General features: G+C 29.4%; 16 protein-coding genes, 1 other RNA gene and 1 pseudogene. 3 read left to right on the top strand and 15 right to left on the bottom strand.

The features are described 5' to 3' along the window. Positions 1 to 6: 6 nt before the first annotated feature. The 8 genes from CF386_RS05665 to CF386_RS05630 form a co-directional block, all read right to left on the bottom strand. Positions 7 to 1,308, bottom strand: coding sequence for an inosine/guanosine kinase (locus tag CF386_RS05665; RefSeq protein WP_089073436.1), 1,302 nt, complete (start codon positions 1,306 to 1,308; stop codon positions 7 to 9). 39 nt (positions 1,309 to 1,347) lie between these two features. Beyond that, positions 1,348 to 2,319: a ferrochelatase gene (hemH, locus tag CF386_RS05660; RefSeq protein WP_089073435.1), complete on the bottom strand. Its 972-nt coding sequence runs from the start codon at positions 2,317 to 2,319 to the stop codon at positions 1,348 to 1,350. 54 nt (positions 2,320 to 2,373) lie between these two features. Next, positions 2,374 to 3,018, bottom strand: a complete 645-nt coding sequence (gene adk / locus CF386_RS05655) for an adenylate kinase (RefSeq protein WP_089073434.1) — start codon at positions 3,016 to 3,018, stop codon at positions 2,374 to 2,376. Between the two features lie 52 nt (positions 3,019 to 3,070). After that, positions 3,071 to 4,975 (bottom strand): molecular chaperone HtpG, encoded by a 1,905-nt coding sequence (htpG, locus tag CF386_RS05650; RefSeq protein ID WP_089073433.1) that lies wholly within the window; start codon positions 4,973 to 4,975, stop codon positions 3,071 to 3,073. Between the two features lie 95 nt (positions 4,976 to 5,070). Further along, the gene (recR, locus tag CF386_RS05645; protein ID WP_089073432.1) at positions 5,071 to 5,670 is read right to left on the bottom strand and encodes a recombination mediator RecR; all 600 of its coding nucleotides are present in this window, start codon (positions 5,668 to 5,670) and stop codon (positions 5,071 to 5,073) included. 8 nt (positions 5,671 to 5,678) lie between these two features. Then, a complete protein-coding gene (locus tag CF386_RS05640) occupies positions 5,679 to 6,008 on the bottom strand; it encodes a YbaB/EbfC family nucleoid-associated protein (RefSeq protein WP_089073431.1) in 330 nt (109 codons plus the stop codon). A gap of 27 nt (positions 6,009 to 6,035) precedes the next feature. Beyond that, the gene (gene dnaX, locus CF386_RS05635) at positions 6,036 to 8,000 is read right to left on the bottom strand and encodes a DNA polymerase III subunit gamma/tau (RefSeq protein WP_089073430.1); all 1,965 of its coding nucleotides are present in this window, start codon (positions 7,998 to 8,000) and stop codon (positions 6,036 to 6,038) included. 23 nt (positions 8,001 to 8,023) lie between these two features. Further along, complete coding sequence (locus CF386_RS05630) at positions 8,024 to 8,560, bottom strand: adenine phosphoribosyltransferase (RefSeq protein WP_089073429.1); 537 nt, start codon at positions 8,558 to 8,560, stop codon at positions 8,024 to 8,026. Between the two features lie 97 nt (positions 8,561 to 8,657). On the opposite strand from CF386_RS05630, the gene CF386_RS05625 reads away from it, so the two are divergent. After that, on the top strand, positions 8,658 to 9,518 hold the full coding sequence (locus CF386_RS05625) for a phospholipase A (RefSeq protein ID WP_089073428.1): 861 nt from the start codon (positions 8,658 to 8,660) through the stop codon (positions 9,516 to 9,518). A 10-nt stretch (positions 9,519 to 9,528) separates the two neighbouring features. Here the strand turns inward: CF386_RS05625 and CF386_RS05620 are convergent, their stop codons facing one another. After that, positions 9,529 to 9,912, bottom strand: a complete 384-nt coding sequence (locus CF386_RS05620) for a YbaN family protein (RefSeq protein WP_089073427.1) — start codon at positions 9,910 to 9,912, stop codon at positions 9,529 to 9,531. A gap of 67 nt (positions 9,913 to 9,979) precedes the next feature. Here CF386_RS05620 and CF386_RS05615 point away from each other — a divergent pair, with 67 nt between their 5' ends. Continuing rightward, positions 9,980 to 10,153, top strand: a complete 174-nt coding sequence (locus CF386_RS05615; protein WP_089073426.1) for a YbaM family protein — start codon at positions 9,980 to 9,982, stop codon at positions 10,151 to 10,153. Here the strand turns inward: CF386_RS05615 and ffs are convergent. The 4 genes from ffs to sixA all read right to left on the bottom strand — a co-directional run bounded on the left by ffs (position 10,141) and on the right by sixA (position 12,181). Next, positions 10,141 to 10,237, bottom strand: an RNA gene (gene ffs, locus CF386_RS05610) — signal recognition particle sRNA small type. The genes CF386_RS05615 and ffs overlap by 13 nt on opposite strands. 75 nt (positions 10,238 to 10,312) lie before the next feature. Continuing rightward, positions 10,313 to 11,065, bottom strand: coding sequence for a VP0952 family biofilm-associated protein (locus CF386_RS05605; protein ID WP_089073425.1), 753 nt, complete (start codon positions 11,063 to 11,065; stop codon positions 10,313 to 10,315). 99 nt (positions 11,066 to 11,164) lie between these two features. Next, the gene (locus tag CF386_RS05600) at positions 11,165 to 11,626 is read right to left on the bottom strand and encodes an Lrp/AsnC family transcriptional regulator (RefSeq protein ID WP_089073424.1); all 462 of its coding nucleotides are present in this window, start codon (positions 11,624 to 11,626) and stop codon (positions 11,165 to 11,167) included. 87 nt (positions 11,627 to 11,713) lie between these two features. Then, entirely contained in the window at positions 11,714 to 12,181 is a 468-nt protein-coding gene (gene sixA / locus CF386_RS05595) for a phosphohistidine phosphatase SixA (RefSeq protein WP_089073423.1), read from the bottom strand. A 78-nt stretch (positions 12,182 to 12,259) separates the two neighbouring features. On the opposite strand from sixA, the gene CF386_RS05590 reads away from it, so the two are divergent. Further along, positions 12,260 to 14,983, top strand: a complete 2,724-nt coding sequence (locus tag CF386_RS05590) for an insulinase family protein (protein ID WP_089073422.1) — start codon at positions 12,260 to 12,262, stop codon at positions 14,981 to 14,983. Here CF386_RS05590 and CF386_RS05585 read toward each other — a convergent pair. Further along, positions 14,974 to 15,657, bottom strand: coding sequence for a 3-hydroxyacyl-CoA dehydrogenase family protein (locus CF386_RS05585; protein ID WP_264080484.1), 684 nt, complete (start codon positions 15,655 to 15,657; stop codon positions 14,974 to 14,976). The two genes, CF386_RS05590 and CF386_RS05585, sit on opposite strands and share 10 nt — an antisense overlap. 21 nt (positions 15,658 to 15,678) lie before the next feature. Continuing rightward, positions 15,679 to 16,130, bottom strand: a pseudogene (locus CF386_RS13035) (3-hydroxyacyl-CoA dehydrogenase NAD-binding domain-containing protein); the annotation flags it as partial. Positions 16,131 to 16,415 lie beyond the last annotated feature (285 nt).

The raw sequence follows: 16,415 nt of genomic DNA, 5'->3' as shown, positions 1-16,415 counted from the left end.
TTACTCTTAATTATCCCAATAGGCTTCCTCTAAACAATCCTCTTTTTCAGGAAGCCCTCTCATTAGTCTAGGAGAGTGTTGTGAAATAACTTCGTAACTAACTCTATTTGCGTATTTACAAACTTGCGAGAATGAAGAGTAAGTTAAAAAATTAAAATTATGTTTTTCTGAATTAGGATAATTATCTCTATGAAATTGATTTGCTGAAATGTCATGTAATAAGGCAGCTAAAGCCCCATCACCTGCACCATTTGTATTTTTTATCTTTTCTGGTCCGCCTTTGAAAGGTGCTTTATAAGAAAATACTTTTAAAGGTTGTATGCAATCAGATTTCATCATTGCTCGACTAAATTCGTATTCATTAAACTTCTCTTTAAAGTTTGAGATTAATGGCAAAGTTGTTAATCTTTTAGCATCATCATCAGTATAACCAGCTGTATAAATTCCTTCAGAACCAACTGTACATAATATATAATCAGTAATATCTAATAATTGGTTCATTGATTCAATGACATTTTCACATCCTGTTAAAGCCATTGATTCTTCTTCATTCATAGCTAAAATATCGATATTTTCTTTAATAAAGTTTAACCACCATTCAGGTCTATCTTGTATGAGAAATTTTGTACCTGTAGATAAAACAACTGGTATCTTATAATTTTTTGCTATCGCAATAGCTTTTTCCGATGATCGCTGGATTTCTTCATAACTTTCACATCTTGTGATATAAGCACTTATAACAAGAGCACATGAATCTTGAAAAATACTTTCATCAATAGCTTTAGGTGATAATTCGTTCATAGACCCTTTATTAATAGCAAATGTACGTTCACCATCAGAGCTAATTAATGTATAGCATCTTCCAATCGGCCCATCGACAGCATCAAGATAATTTAAATCCATTCGACTAGATGAATGACATAAATATTTGTAAGCAAAAGATCCTACGTTGATTTTTTTACTCATCACTCCCAACAAAACAGACTTATCATCAGCCAGCATAGAATAATTATGTAAAGTATTGGCTATAGTTCCACCAGGATGTTCATATTCAATTAAATTTTCAGAAATAAGCTCATTATGTAACTTGAGAGCTTTTTGGTTATCAATAATAAAAGAAGAACCTTTTATTAAATCGAACTTCCTAAGAAAGTCATCAGACACTTTTGCCTCAATATCAACCATAGTTTGATCAATCCCAATGAGATGTCTGCGTTTAAATTGCTTCTGGGACTTTAATGAGCTTTGATTATTAGCATCATCAATGGGAAAATAATGTTTTGTTTTTCTTCTACCTGGAAACTTCATATAAATAAACTAAAAATAAAAGAAGATATTAACATAACTTTAATTACTTGTGGAATGAAAATTTTCTTTAATAAACGATACCAAAAATTGAATATGTTCATTTTCATCATTCAAACAAGGTATATAATTCAATTTTTTTCCTCCAGCACTAATAAAAACCTCTTCAGCTTCCTCTTTAATTTCTTCTAAAGTTTCCAAACAGTCCACAGAGAAAGATGGAGAAAGTATATCAATTTCTTGTATTCCTTGTTTACCGAGAGCTTTTAAAGTATCAAAAGTATAGGGTTTTAACCACTCTTGAGGACCAAGCCTAGATTGGAAAGTTGTAATTATATCCTTATCAGAAAGCTTAAGTTCTTCTTTTAATAACTTAGTGTTTTCAATACATTGTTCGTAATAAGGATCACCTTTATCAGAATAATCTTTAGGGATACCATGATAAGAGCAAATTATAAGATTTGATTTTTTATGTTTTTTTCTATGTTGAGTGATGCTATTAGCCAACACTCTAATATAATGAGGATGATTAAAATAATAATTGATAAATTGTATTTGAGGAATAAACCGTTTGTTTTTAAAGTATTGACCTATCTGATCAAATACAGCAGCTGATGTTGTTGCCGAAAATTGAGGAAACATTGGTAAAACCATAATATTTTCACAATTTTTGGATTCAATTAATTCTTTCAGAGCATTAGAAATCGAAGGTTCCCCATAAGTCATTGAATACTCAACGGGGAAATCAATTTCATCTTCAATTTTTTCTTTCTGTTTTCTACTATAAAGCTTTAATGGAGAGCCTTTTTCTGTCCAAATGGATTTATAAGCCTCGATATTTTTCCTGCTTCTAAATGGAAGAATTACTAAATATAAAATTGGTTTCCAAATTAAGGGAGACTTTTCAATTACCCGTCTATCAGATAAGAACTGCTTCAAAAAAGCTCTTATATCTTTTTTTGAATAACTTTCAGGAGAACCCAAATTTACAAGTAATAATCCTTTTTTTTTCATATTTTATTTCCACAAGATGGACTAATCCAGATAATAATTAACCTTTTACAGATTTTACAATAGTACTTTTTCTATTTCTTGATTTAAAACTTCTACTGATTTTGTTGCATCAAAAACACAATATTTCAAATCAGATTTCTGGCTTTCTCTATTATAATACTCTTTTAGAGGAGCCGTTTGATCATGATAAACTTTTAACCTTTTTTTAACAGTTTCTTCTTGATCATCATTTCTAATAACTAAAGGCTCCCCTGTCAAATCATCCAATCCTTCAACCCTCGGCGGATTATAGATAATATGATATGTTCTTCCAGAATCAAGATGAACCCTTCTGCCAGTCATTCTTTTTAAAATTTCATTATCACTAATGTCAAAATCAAAGACAAAGTCAATATCGATTTTTATTTCTTTAAGACCATTGGCCTGAGCCAATGTTCTGGGAAAGCCATCCAATAAAAATCCATTTTTACAATCAGGTTTACTTATTCGCTCCTGAACTAAACCTAAAATAATATCGTCAGAGACTAACTCTCCTCGGTCAATAACAGTTTGGGCTTTTATCCCTAATTCAGTTTTTTCTTTAATTGCTGCCCTTAACATATCACCTGTAGAAATTTGAGGGATGTTAAGTTTTTTCATAATAAATTGAGCCTGAGTTCCTTTTCCTGCACCAGGCGCGCCTAACAAGATAATTTTCATTTAAAACCTTTTCTTATTTCGTAAGTGGATATTATCCACTTACAATTAATGTTTAAGCTAATTTTCCTAAAAGAGCTTGAGTTGCGGAAACAAATTTAGATGTATCTTCCATCATTCCCTTTTCAGATAACATTGCTTGTCCAATTAAGTACTCAACCCAGTGATTAAAAGTTTCTTCATCTGCTTCATCAGCCATTTGTTTAATTAATGTATGTTCAGGGTTAATTTCAAATATATATTTTACTTCTGGTGCATTTTGACCTGCAGCAGCAAGTAATTTCGCCATTTGAGTTCCCATTTCATTTTCATCAGTAACAACTATCGCCGGTGTATTATTAAGCTTAAAAGTTGTTTTAACATCTTTAACTCTGTCACTTAAATAAGTTTTGATTCTTTCAACCACTGAAGAAAACTCTTTTTCAGTTTGTTCTTTCTTTTCTTTATCTTCATCAGACTCAAATTTACTTAAGTCTAAATCTGACTTACTAATTGATTGTAGTTTTTTACCTTCAAACTCAGTTAAATAACTCATCATCCACTCATCAATGCGATCATACATTAAAATAACTTCAATCCCTTTCGATTTAAACTGCTCTAAGTGTGGACTGTTTATGGCTGTGCTATAACTGTCAGCTGTTAAGTAATAAATAGTGTCTTGATCTTCTGACATTCTTTCCAAGTAATTTTTCAAAGAAACATTCTGCTGATTAGATTCATTGTTAGTTGTTGAAAACCTTAATAGGTTTGCAATTTTTTCCTTATTTGAAAAATCTTCAGCAAGCCCTTCTTTCAAAACTTGTCCAAATTCATTCCAGAATGCTTGATATTTATCATTATCATTGTTTGATAATTTTTCTAGCATTTGTAAAGTTCTTTTCGTGCAAGCATTTCTTAATGATTGAGTCACCTTATTATCCTGTAATATTTCACGAGAAACATTTAAAGGTAAATCATTCGAATCAATTAGCCCTTTCATAAATCTTAAATAACTTGGCATAAATTGTTCAGCATCATCCATTATGAACACTCTTTGTACATAAAGCTTCAATCCATGCTTTTGATCTCTATTGTAAAGATCCCATGGGGCTTTACTTGGTACATATAATAGACTTGTGTAATCTTGTTTGCCTTCAACTTTATTGTGTGACCACGTTAGTGGTTCGGAAAAATCATGGGAGATATGTTTATAAAATTCGTTATACTCTTCTTTAGAAATGTCTGATTTGGAGCGAGTCCAAAGTGCCTGAGCCTTGTTTATTTGCTCCCATTTACTCTCTTTTGGCTTACCATCTTCATCTTTTTCTGTAGTCCAAATATATACAGGTATACCTATATGATCGGAATATTTACCAACAACTTCTCTTAACCGGTAGTCATTTAAAAATTCTTTTTCTTCTTCTTTTAAATGAAGAATTATATCTGTACCTCTTTCTTTTTTGGAGACATTTTCAATAGTATATTCTCCTTCTCCAAGAGAATGCCACTGGACAGCATCATTTTCAGACGAAAATGCCGAACGAGAAATTACAGTTACTTCATTTGCAACGATAAATGCAGAATAAAAGCCAACCCCAAACTGACCTATTAATTGAGAATCTTTAGTCTCATCTTGACTCAACTTTTCAAAAAACTCAGCTGTTCCAGATTTCGCGATTGTTCCTAAATGCTCAATAATCTCAGAACGGTTCATTCCAATACCATTATCACTTATAGTCAATGTCCCTGCTTCTTCATCAAAAGAAAGCCTTACTCTAAGATCAGCATCATTTTGATATAATTCTGAATCAGATAAGGCTTTAAATCTTAACTTATCAGCAGCATCAGAGGCATTAGAAATTAATTCTCTTAAAAAGATTTCCTTATTTGAATACAAAGAATGAATCATTAAATTTAATAATTGTTTGACTTCAGATTGAAAGCCTAGAGTCTCTTTTTGACTTGTTACTTGTTCTGACATAGTTACTCCTAAGATTGAAGAATAAAAATTTTGATATGTCTTATAAATAGGGGCAAATTTATTTTTATCAAGTCAGAATGTAAAAATTTTTTATGCTAATATGTTTTACGACCGGAAAATGCATGAATTAGAGTACTACCATCCACTAAATCAAGCTCACCACCAATTGGAATACCATAAGCAATGCGAGTAGATTGAATTTTATATTTCTTACAAATTTCGGAGATGAAAAGTGCTGTAGCTTCCCCATGAATAGTTGAGCTTGTTGCAAGAATCACTTCAGAAATATTACCACTTTTCAATTGATTTTCCAGTATGTCTATCTTTAAATCTTCAGGAGAAATTCCATCTATAGGAGATAAGTTGCCATGAAGAACAAAATAACGTCCATCAAACTGACCTGTTCTTTCAACAGCAATTATATCAGATGGGTTTTCAACCACACAAACCGTACCTGTAGCCAATCTATCTTTATTAAGACAGATCTCACAGATCTCATTTTCAGTATAAGTCTGACATACACTACAATTTGAAACTTCAGTCATAGCTTGTTTCAAAACTTGACTTAAATTAATTCCACCATGTCTGTTATTTTTTAATAACGAATATATCATTCTTTGTGCAGATTTAGGCCCCACACCTGGTAAGCAAGTGAGAGCCTCTATAGCTGTTTCTATTAACTTACTATTTTTCATAAGATGCTTTAAAATGGCATTTTAAATCCCGCCGGTAAGTTCATACCTCCACCAACTGCCGACATCTTTTCTTTTTGAGCTTCATCAACTCTTCTACTTGCATCATTAAATGCCGCTGCAATTAAATCTTCAAGCATATCTTTGTCATCATCTAGTAATGAATCGTCAATGTGGACTTTTCTAACGTTATGCGAACCAGTAATAGTTATTTTAACTAAACCAGCTCCTGATTCACCAGTAACTTCCATGTTAGCAATCTCTTCTTGCATTTTTGCCATCTTTTCTTGCATTTGCTGGGCTTGTTTCATTAAATTGCCCATTCCACCTTTGTTAAACATAAATTTCTCTCTCAATAAATAAAAACTTTAATATAATTCTATATTATTATAATCCACTTGTGCATCAAAATTTTCAATAAAAAACTTAACATTTTCATTTGTATTTATTTCTTTCTTAATATTAGTTAATTTTTGTTCCCTTAAAAAGTCTTTTCTTTCATTTGGAGTAATACCTTCTTTCGTTATAAAAACTTCTATGTTTACAGCCTCCCCAAAAAAATCAGATAACTCCGATTTTATTTCATTCATATATTTTTTTTGTTGTAGTTGTTTATGGGAATCTCTAAGAAACAAATTAATAAGCTGTTTGTGCTTCTTCATGGCTGAATTAAGCAATATTTGTTTTGATATTTTAGATACTGATAATTTTTCAATTATTGTAGACCATTTTTCAATATTAATGAACTCATCGTTTTCATCAGATAAATTACTTATCAGATGGGATGAATGGATTTTTTCTTGGTTTATTATCATTTTTTCTGGATGAATAGGCTCTTCTAGAGAGCTTTTTTTGTCAAATCCTTCAGAATCCGTCTTACCATTAGGCGCTGATAGAGTCGTTAATTTATCTTTTTTTTTTTCTTCTTTTGCGCGAAGCAAATTTCTTGATTTTATTAAGCTGTCTGACAAAGATGGCTTTTCTATATCTCCACTAAAACTATGTTTTTCATTAGTTAGATTAGTTTTAGATTCAATTTTTTTTTCTACAATTTGCTCAAAATTATTATCTTCAGTTTTAGATGAAACAATTTTATTTTCTTTTATAAAATTGTTATTTTGTTCTGAAACTACTTCTTGCTTATTATTTTGTTTTAAACAATTTCTTTTAATGCCTTCAGATTCTGAAGCAGAATTCATGTCTGAAGCTTTAAACAAAAATTCACCTTCATCAATTCGAAATGCGTACATCCGTAAAATCGCTATTTCAAAACCTGTTTGTTCTGTTGGACTGAACTCTAAATCTTTTATAGACTTTATAATAATTTCGCAGAAAACTTGTATTTCCTGAGGGGAAAATTTATTCGATAAGTATTCAATTTTTCTTTTATATTCTTCAGTGCTAGCATCAGTAATAAATAAATTTTCAGAAAGGACTTGATACATTGCAACTTTATGTAAATCACTATGTAAGTTTTTTAATAATTTTAACCAGTCAACTCCCTTTGCATTAAAAAATATTAGTGCTTTAGATAAACAATTTACCCCTTCTTTTGCAAATTTTATCAAAAAGTTCAAACTATCTTCCTGACTTATTAAGCCCAGCATAGATCTAACTAGACTATCACTGATATGTTTATTGTCAGTAGAACTCATTAAAATAGCTTGTTCAGTAAGACTCAGAGCATCTCTTAAACTTCCTTTTGCTTCTTTTGATATTTGAGCAATAGCTTCTATATCAAAGGTAATATTTTCATGCATCAATATTTTTTCTAATTGTTTATTCAAAATATCTGTTGTAATAGGCTTTAATTTAAATTGAAGACACCTTGATATGACTGTAAGAGGTATTTTTTGGGGATCAGTTGTCGCAAGAATAAACTTTACATATTGAGGAGGTTCTTCAAGTGTCTTTAAAAGAGCATTAAAACTGCTCTTAGAGAGCATATGAACTTCATCAATAATGTATATTTTAAATCGTGACTTGGTTGGTTTATATTGCACATTATCTAATATTTCACGAATATCCTCAATTTTAGTTTTGGAGGCTCCATCTATTTCAATTAGATCTAAAGACGTATTTTCTTTTATACCGACACAACTTTCACACTTTCCACAAAACTTTCCAGAAATACCCATCTCACAATTTAATCCCTTTGCAAGCAATCTAGCTATTGTTGTTTTACCTACTCCCCTAGTCCCAGTAAATAAATAACATTGATGTAGGCGTTTTTCGTCTAATGCATTTATAAGAGCCATACGAATGTGATCTTGACCTTCTAAGTCATCAAAGTAATCAGGTCTCCATTTTAAAGCTAAAATTTTATCATTCATCAATTATGTCACCAACAATTCATTTAAAAATTAAATATATTAAATGTCTGTAAATTATTTTTATTTAAAAGAAACTCTCCACCTAAAGCTGGGAGGTTAATTAGAAAGCCTGCATGTTCTACATTAGCTCCTAGTGCTTTTATTAAATTATAAGTTGCATTAACTGTCCCACCAGTTGCAAGCAAGTCATCTATTATTAAAACATTATCATTGGAGTTTAAAGCATCGGCTTGTATTTCAATTGTGTCAGTTCCATACTCTAAATTATATGTTTCACTAATAACAGGCGGAGGTAATTTTCCTTTTTTTCTTGCTGGAACAAATCCAATATTTAATCTCTGAGCAAGCGGTACGCCAAATAAGAACCCCCTTGCTTCTGTACCAACAATCTTCGTAAAAGTAATTTGCTTATAGTGCTCTTCGAATACATCCAAAACATAACTCATTGCAGTATAATCATTTAAAATAGGTAAAATATCCCTAAAAACAATTCCGTCTTTTGGATAATTTTCTATGCTAATTATTTTGTTTCTGATAACTTCAATTTTTTTTTCTGACATCCGCTTCTCTTTTTTATTCAAATATTAGTTATATTAATATAAATGAATTTTAAATATATTATCATTAAAATATAAAATATAAAAATGAGTTCTAACTATGAGAAACAAAATTTTAAACTTAATCTCAACCATGACTGTATTTTCGATATCACATGCAGCACTAGCTGATACTAAACCCATTGACACAAATACAGATACCAAAAAAAATGCAAATCATTATATTTTTAAGCTTATGCCTTATAAAGAAAATTATTTGTTACCATTTAACTACTCTGATAGGCCATACAATAGTTTTTACAATAATAATTACATTGCCCCAAATGATGAAAATGTTAAGAAAAGTGAAGTCGAATTCCAATTTAGTATAATGCATGGAATAGTAGAAAGAATTGCTGGATATGACAATGAATTATTCTTAACCTATACCCAAAAATCTTTTTGGCAACTATATTCAAAATCAGCTTGGTTCAGAGAAACGAACTACGAACCAGAATTATTATTCCGAATGCATACTGATTATCGATTAAATAAATGGTTTTTTAAAAATACCGATTTATCAATAAATCATGAGTCCAATGGAAGGGGTGGTGATGCGGAAAGAAGCTGGAATCGTATTATTCTTGCTCAAGAATTAGAGCGAGGCAATTGGAGTTTCAAGTTATCAGTTTGGTCTAGAATTGAAGCAGGAACTGACTATAACCCTAATATAACCGATTATCTTGGACATGGCTCCTTTGAAATTACAAGATACTTTGACGACTTTAAAATAAGTTTTTTATCTCAAAATAATGTTGAATCTGGCTTTTCAAAAGGCGCAGAAACTTTAAGCTTTTCTTATAAAATAGGAAATGGCTTTGCTGCTTACATTAAACTTTTTAGTGGCTATGGTCAAAGTTTAGCAGAATATGATCATTATACGAACTCAGTAGGTGTTGGGTTTACTCTAAGTGACTGGTAGTAATACAATATTATTTTTTTCTTTCATCTAAAGTTTGAACTTTGTAAGATATAAATAAAATCATAAGCAATGCCATTATAAATAGCACACACTTCAAATAAAGATTTGGCACAAAAATAATTGAAATAGCAAAACTTAAAATCATAAAACAAATAATTTTCCTTTTATTTGATTTAGTTATAGCTTTGTGGTTTTGCCAAGATAAAATAAAAGATGAGAAAATTGAGTCATTAAGTAACCAATTTTGAGCTCTTTTAGAGCTTTTATAAAAACACCAACTAGATAGGAGGACAAAAGGTGTTGTCGGCAACAAAGGTAAAACAATTCCAATTAAACCTAAAAACAGGCTTATACAACCTAAAGTGAAAAGTAATGACTTAAATATAAGGTTCATAAACATTGAATATAATTATAATATTTTTTATTATAATTTAAATGAATGAATTTAAAAAGGGTAATAAATGAGAAGCAAAAGAAAACTGGGATTAGAAAAAGAAAAAGACCACATAAAACTTGCAGTAGATTTAATACTATTATTAGAACAAAACAACATTAGTCCAAATACCGCTCTAAAAGCAATTGAAATTGTCAAAAAAGACTTTGAAAAAAAGATGGAGGAAAACTTTAACAGCTAAACTCTCTCACATGCATCATCTGCTACGGCTGCTCCCTTCCAGGCCTGACCGAGTTCACAAATTAGCATTGAAAAAAAGCCGAAAAAGTTTTCCATTGCATCTGGATTTAACCAGAATTAGTTACATTATCCCTAAAATTGAAACAAATTCAAGTTTTTTTTAATTATCAAAATCCTCTTCATGAATCATAAAATTACTCAACCATCCACTAAGTAAAATGAGAAACCAAACAAAAATGATAATATTGGGTGTATTGTGACCATCAACTAAAAATAATGAACCAAAAGCAACTGATGGAATGATCCAATATAAAATATTTTCTTGGGTATTTTGATGACATAATAAGGAATATTTTTGACAGCAAGTAACTCCAATTAGCGTGAATAAGATTAATAATGCTTCAAATTGATTTGCGCTTAAAACCAAAACAAATATTAAAAATAATGCAACTTTATTATCCTTGAAGTTATTAATTATATCAATTTCTACCCATAACTTAAATGATACCCAAAGTAAAAAAACAGATATTATTTGTGTAATTGTTGCATATATACTCCCACCGAGGTTCTTATCAAATTGAACTACCATTAATCCGGCAAACATTATAAGAATAATTAACATTATAAAAAAAACAAAAATACTAATATGTTCCTTTGATGAAAGTAAATTAATTACTGGGAGTATCATTAGCGTACATAATGAAAGAGAAATGGGTTGTATGTTGCCCGAAATAAAAAATAGCATAAAACCAATCAAGAAAAGAAAAGCACCTAAGTGAAATGGTCTTAAAAGATAAAAGCCAATTGCTAAAAACGAGATTTCAGTAAAGGTATTATTTACTGAAATAAAAACACTTACGGACAGTATAGTAATTATTATTATGGTTAGTACTAAAACAAATGGTTTGGACAATTTTCAAAGCCTCCAAAATATAACCTTAAAATTATAGGTTAGTATCTCGTTCAACTTTAAATTTACCCAAAAAGATTTAGATGTCTGTCTCAGCTTTTATCAAATTGGTAGTTCAGTTGAATATTTCAAGGTCTCCATAGCAAATGAGGATGTGACATTAGTCAAGCTATCAAATCTATTTATCAATTTTTTATAAAAATCATCAAAACCTTTCATGTCCTTAACTAAAACTTTCATCATATAGTCATAATCACCGGCCATTCTATAAAACTCCATAACTTCTGGTAATTCTGTTGAAACCTCGGAAAGAGCCTGACTAAAGTTAAAGCTATGGTTACTCGTTTTAAACTGTACAAAAGCTATTAATTTAAAGCCCATCAAGTCTGGATTTAACAAGGCAACTTTTTTTTCAATCAAGTTATTATCTTCTAATTTTTTTAATCTTTTCCAACAAGGTGTTGTTGTAAGGTGAACCTTCTCCGCAAGATCTGATAAGGAAATTTCAACATTACTCTGTAAAATTTTCAAGATCTCTAAATCAACACTATCAATAGTTTTCATTATATTTAACCTTCAATAACATAGAAATAATAAATTTTCCGCTGAGCTAATAATTTAACTTATTATGAAAAGTTTTAAAACGTCTAATTATATATTAGTGTTTATCACTTCTTGTAATTTGAACTTTTTTATCTGATGACAATAATTAATTAAAGCTATTGATGATGTTCTAAAATGCACATTTTCTTTAGTTAGGTCATAGCATAAATAATTGACTAGAGGGAGGTGAGATATAATAATTAAATTATTAAAACACTCGCTTTCATATAAATACCTTATATCATTACTTAAATTTTCATCATAAGCATTTGGTGTTAATTCTGGTAATACTGAGATCTTTGAAGATATTACCCCTAAATTTTCTAATTTCCTACACGTATCGAGCGTTCTCTGATATGGACTAACCCAAACATGATCAAATCTAATTTTTTTTTTTTTGATACATAAAGATAATTTTTCAAGATCTGAAAATCCTTTTTGAGTTAAAGTCCTATCTCTATCACTTATCTCTATATTTTTTTTAGCATCTCCATGCCTCATCACAAAAAAATTCATATTATCAGCTCACTTCTTATTTAAAAAAAATCTATTTCAATTATACTTAAGTTATCATATAAATTGTAGAAAAATCATATGCTTTTAGGTTTATCTAAAAACTATCAACATAATTTTTTTGTTTTAAACAATAAGCTTAAGGTTTGCGTCCTTCAAAACAAAAATTTAAAAAAATCTGCAGCATCATTATGTATCAACACAGGGCATTACGCTGATCCTAATTCCACCTTGGGCCTCAGTCACTTGCTTGAACATATGTTGTTTTTGGGCAGCTCGAAGTATCCCAATGAAAACTTTTTTCAAAATTTAATTAAAAGTAATAATGGTTATGTTAATGCCTGGACAAGTAACGAAAAAACTGTATTTTATTATGATGTGAACAACCAAGCTTTTTATCAGACTCTGGATGTGTTCTCTGACTTTTTTAAAAATCCACTATTTAAAAAAAGATTAATCAAAAATGAAATAAAAATCATTGATGCTGAATTTCAATCAAAAATCAATGATGACTTTAGAAAAAAAAATCAAATTTTAAAAGAATTGTGTAATACCAAACATCCTTTTTCAAGATTTTCTTCTGGTAACTTTGAAACATTAGGGAAGCAGGAAACTCAGCTTTTAAAAGAAAGGCTATTCAATTATTTCAAACAGCATTACTATGCTAGTAATATGACACTCGTTATTGTCTCACCTAATGATTATCGAACTCTTAAAAATTATATAGTTGAGTTATTTTCAGAAATAAAAAATCCAAATAATGAGAAAATTATAAAATATAAGAGTCCAAAGATTTTTAATAAAAATAGCACTCAAAATTTAATTCAATTAAAATCAGAGTCAAAAAATGGAAACATTTGCTTATCATTTATAATACCTAAAAAAAAGAAATACTCTAAAACTAAGCCATTGACATATATTTCTCATATTATTGGTTCTGAAGAAAAAGGAACCTTACACAATTACTTAAAGAAAAATAACTATATTAACACTTTGGTAATTACATCGGGCATGAAAGATCAAAAATATCAAGAATTATCAATTACATTTGTTGCAACAAAGTATGGAATGGATAACGTTAACTTAATAGTTAAGCTGTTCTTTGAATATATTTATTTAATCAAATCAAAAGGCATTGAAAAGTGGCGGTTTAAAGAAAAAAGTCAAATGCTCCAAAATTTAATCAATCATAAAGAAGATTGTCTTCCAATTGATTTGGCCCGAGAGACCTCTATTAACATGCATCTATATCCCAAAAAGAAGACCTTTTTTGGCGATTATGAAATGTCAAATTATGATAAAAAAATTTTACTAACTAACTTGGATTTTTTATCTCCAAAAAATTTAAATATTTTTATTTTTTCAAATTTAACCACTTTTAAATTGAAAAGTTTATATTATCAAACACCCCATTCAAAACAGAAAATAAGTCAAAAAGATTTGAATTCATGGGAAATCAATCAAGAAAACACAGATCTTCAATTACCAAAGCCAAATCCCTTTATAACTTACCTTAAGCCTTCTGTGAAAAAATCTATCAAGAAAAAAAAAGTTTCCTTTATAAAATTAAATGAAAAAACAAATGTTTGGATAAAAAAACCTACAAAAGATAATCATCAAAAGGGTTACCTTTTTGTCTCTTTAAATTCTAATATTTTAAAATTATCCCTACAAAACAATATAATTTCGAAAATCTTTACTGAAATTTTATTATATCAATTAGAGGAGTCAACGTATCAAACAGAGGTTGCTGGTATTCACGTTGACATTTTTAATCATGCTAAAGGTATAACTGTTCAAACATCCGGCTTTCAAAAATTTCAACCAGAGCTTATGGAAAGAGTTTTGGCTAAAATAATAAACTTTAAAGTTAGCAAAAAAGATTTCATAAAAACCAAGTCACAATTAAAACATAATTATAAACAAGCCTTGAATCAAAAACCTCTGAATATTTTTTTGAATTATCTAGCTGGAATTATACAACCAAACTATCCAACTTATTATTCTTTTATAAAAAAAATAGACCAAATTGAATTTAACGACATTATTAATTTCAAAAATTTATTTTTAGAAAGTGTATCTTTTGATTTTTTATTTTATGGTAATTGGAACGATAAAAAATGTAAGGCACTAACTAATTTGCTAACAGAAAAGTTTCCAAAAACAAATCCTATCAATGTCAATAAAATTAAAGATATAAAAAATATACTTTATCCCAAAGAAACTTTATCAATGGAAATCAAACTGAAGATAAAGGAGTCTTGCGTTCTTGTCTATTATCAGGCACCTAAGTTCAGTTATTCTAATATTGCTTTTTATTCATTTGCTCATTATTTAATATCCACCGAATTTTATAATGAAATAAGAACCAAACAACAACTAGGTTATTTGATTGGAACATCATATATAACAATTGCTCAACATCCAGGCATTATTTTTTATATACAATCTTCTTTAGCTGGTTCAAAGGAAATCCTTAACTCTATTGATCAATTTATAAAAGATTTTATATTACTGTTAGTTAGTATTGAAAGTTCAACTTGGGAGAAATCAAAAAAAAATATTTTAAAGCAATTAACTAAAAATAATCAAAACACCAGGGAAAAAGCTAATAGAATTTGGAATAGTATTTCCCATGGAGACTATTCATTTACTCAAAGAAAAAAAATATGCGCAGAGATTGAATCCTTAGATAGAGTGAAAACCATATCTTTTTTTTCAAATTTTCTCAAACCCACAAATTCGGCTAGAGTTGTGCTCTTTCATCAATCAAGCCTTCATAAAAATAAACTTAATCACGAATAAAAGGATAATTTTTTTTCGCTCATATTTTGAATAATTGGGTATGGTTTAAACCTTTTGCCAAATGCTTTTTCTAAGTTCAGTAATTTGCTCTCTATGATTTCAAGACCTAATTTATCCATAAAGTAAAATGGTCCACCTTTATAGGCCGGAAAACCGATACCAAAAACTGAAGCAATATCGCCTTCACAGGCATGATCAATGATCTCTTCGTGGATACATTGACCTGCCTCATTAAGTAGTATGTAAAGACACCTCTCTATAATAACGCTTTGGCTTAAGTTAGGTTTTAATTTAATATCTAAAAGTTCATAGATTTGATTTGAAAACACTTTACTATTACCTTTATATTTGTAGAAACCTAATTTATTTTTTTTCCCTTTATACCCCTCCATTAACAATTTTGTTAAGATATGATTACTTTTATACTTAGCCGTACCATATTCTTTTTGCATGACTGGAAAAATATCATTAGCAATATCAATCCCTACATTATCAATTAATGTAAATGGCCCTACAGGAAAACCAAAATCAACCAAGGCCTTGTCAATCATCTCAATGTCATATCCTTCATCTAATAAGTATGTGGCTTCCATCAAATAAGGAATAAGAATTCGATTTATGAAAAAACCAGGCTTATCGGCTACAATAATGGGTATTTTTTTTTGTGAAAACACAAGATTTATTGCTTTGCAAATAGAGTATGAACTAGTTTTAGATTGAGGAATGATTTCCACAAGCTTCATTTTTTCAACTGGGCTAAAATAATGAATTCCCAAAATATTTTCTGGATTTTTCGAGTTTTCTGCAATCTTTGATATTGGTATTGATGATGTATTAGATGCATAAACCAAATCCTTAATTTTCAAGTTTTCAATATCTGTCACCATTTTTTGTTTTAATGTTAGATCTTCATAAACAGCTTCAATAACAATATTACTTCCATGAACTTTTTATAATCCAATGTACCATTTAATTGAGACATATACCTTTTTAAATCAATATTTTTTTTCTTATTAAACTTCAGTTTCTTTTTAAGTAAGTTATAGTTTGATTTATATGCTGCTAAAATGCCATCAATTGAAATATCTTTCAATACTACTTGGGTCTTTGCATGATAAATGGAAACAAATGATATCCCTCCCCCCATCAGTCCACCACCCAGTACACTCAATTTATTACAATTCATAGAACTTGGATACTGTTTGGTAATTTTCTTTTTATATTCATTTAACTGAAAAAAAATATTTATAAGTGCTTTTGCTTGAGCCGATATCGCTAGTTTGCCAAAAGCTATAGCTTCTAGTTCTAATCCTTTATCTAAATTATAGTAACCTAGACCACGATGAATGCAATCAATACATTCTGAGATTGCTGGATAATTCTTAAGCTGCGAAGGAGGTATTGTCGACAATACTCTTTTTTTTATAATTCT

The organism is Paraphotobacterium marinum, from assembly GCF_002216855.1.
Lineage (GTDB): Bacteria > Pseudomonadota > Gammaproteobacteria > Enterobacterales > Vibrionaceae > Paraphotobacterium > Paraphotobacterium marinum.
The sequence above is the reverse complement of the archived record's forward strand: the minus strand, read 5'-3'. Positions and strand labels throughout refer to the sequence as shown.

Coding starts and splice junctions, on each gene's coding strand:
- CF386_RS05630 (WP_089073429.1), bottom strand. CDS start 8,560: ATGTCAGAAAAAAAAATTGAAGTTATCAGAAACAAAATAATTAGCATA.
- CF386_RS05615 (WP_089073426.1), top strand. CDS start 9,980: ATGAGAAGCAAAAGAAAACTGGGATTAGAAAAAGAAAAAGACCACATA.
- CF386_RS05640 (WP_089073431.1), bottom strand. CDS start 6,008: ATGTTTAACAAAGGTGGAATGGGCAATTTAATGAAACAAGCCCAGCAA.
- htpG (WP_089073433.1), bottom strand. CDS start 4,975: ATGTCAGAACAAGTAACAAGTCAAAAAGAGACTCTAGGCTTTCAATCT.
- CF386_RS05665 (WP_089073436.1), bottom strand. CDS start 1,308: ATGAAGTTTCCAGGTAGAAGAAAAACAAAACATTATTTTCCCATTGAT.
- recR (WP_089073432.1), bottom strand. CDS start 5,670: ATGAAAAATAGTAAGTTAATAGAAACAGCTATAGAGGCTCTCACTTGC.
- CF386_RS05620 (WP_089073427.1), bottom strand. CDS start 9,912: ATGAACCTTATATTTAAGTCATTACTTTTCACTTTAGGTTGTATAAGC.
- CF386_RS05625 (WP_089073428.1), top strand. CDS start 8,658: ATGAGAAACAAAATTTTAAACTTAATCTCAACCATGACTGTATTTTCG.
- sixA (WP_089073423.1), bottom strand. CDS start 12,181: ATGAATTTTTTTGTGATGAGGCATGGAGATGCTAAAAAAAATATAGAG.
- adk (WP_089073434.1), bottom strand. CDS start 3,018: ATGAAAATTATCTTGTTAGGCGCGCCTGGTGCAGGAAAAGGAACTCAG.
- CF386_RS05590 (WP_089073422.1), top strand. CDS start 12,260: ATGCTTTTAGGTTTATCTAAAAACTATCAACATAATTTTTTTGTTTTA.
- dnaX (WP_089073430.1), bottom strand. CDS start 8,000: ATGAATGATAAAATTTTAGCTTTAAAATGGAGACCTGATTACTTTGAT.
- CF386_RS05600 (WP_089073424.1), bottom strand. CDS start 11,626: ATGAAAACTATTGATAGTGTTGATTTAGAGATCTTGAAAATTTTACAG.
- hemH (WP_089073435.1), bottom strand. CDS start 2,319: ATGAAAAAAAAAGGATTATTACTTGTAAATTTGGGTTCTCCTGAAAGT.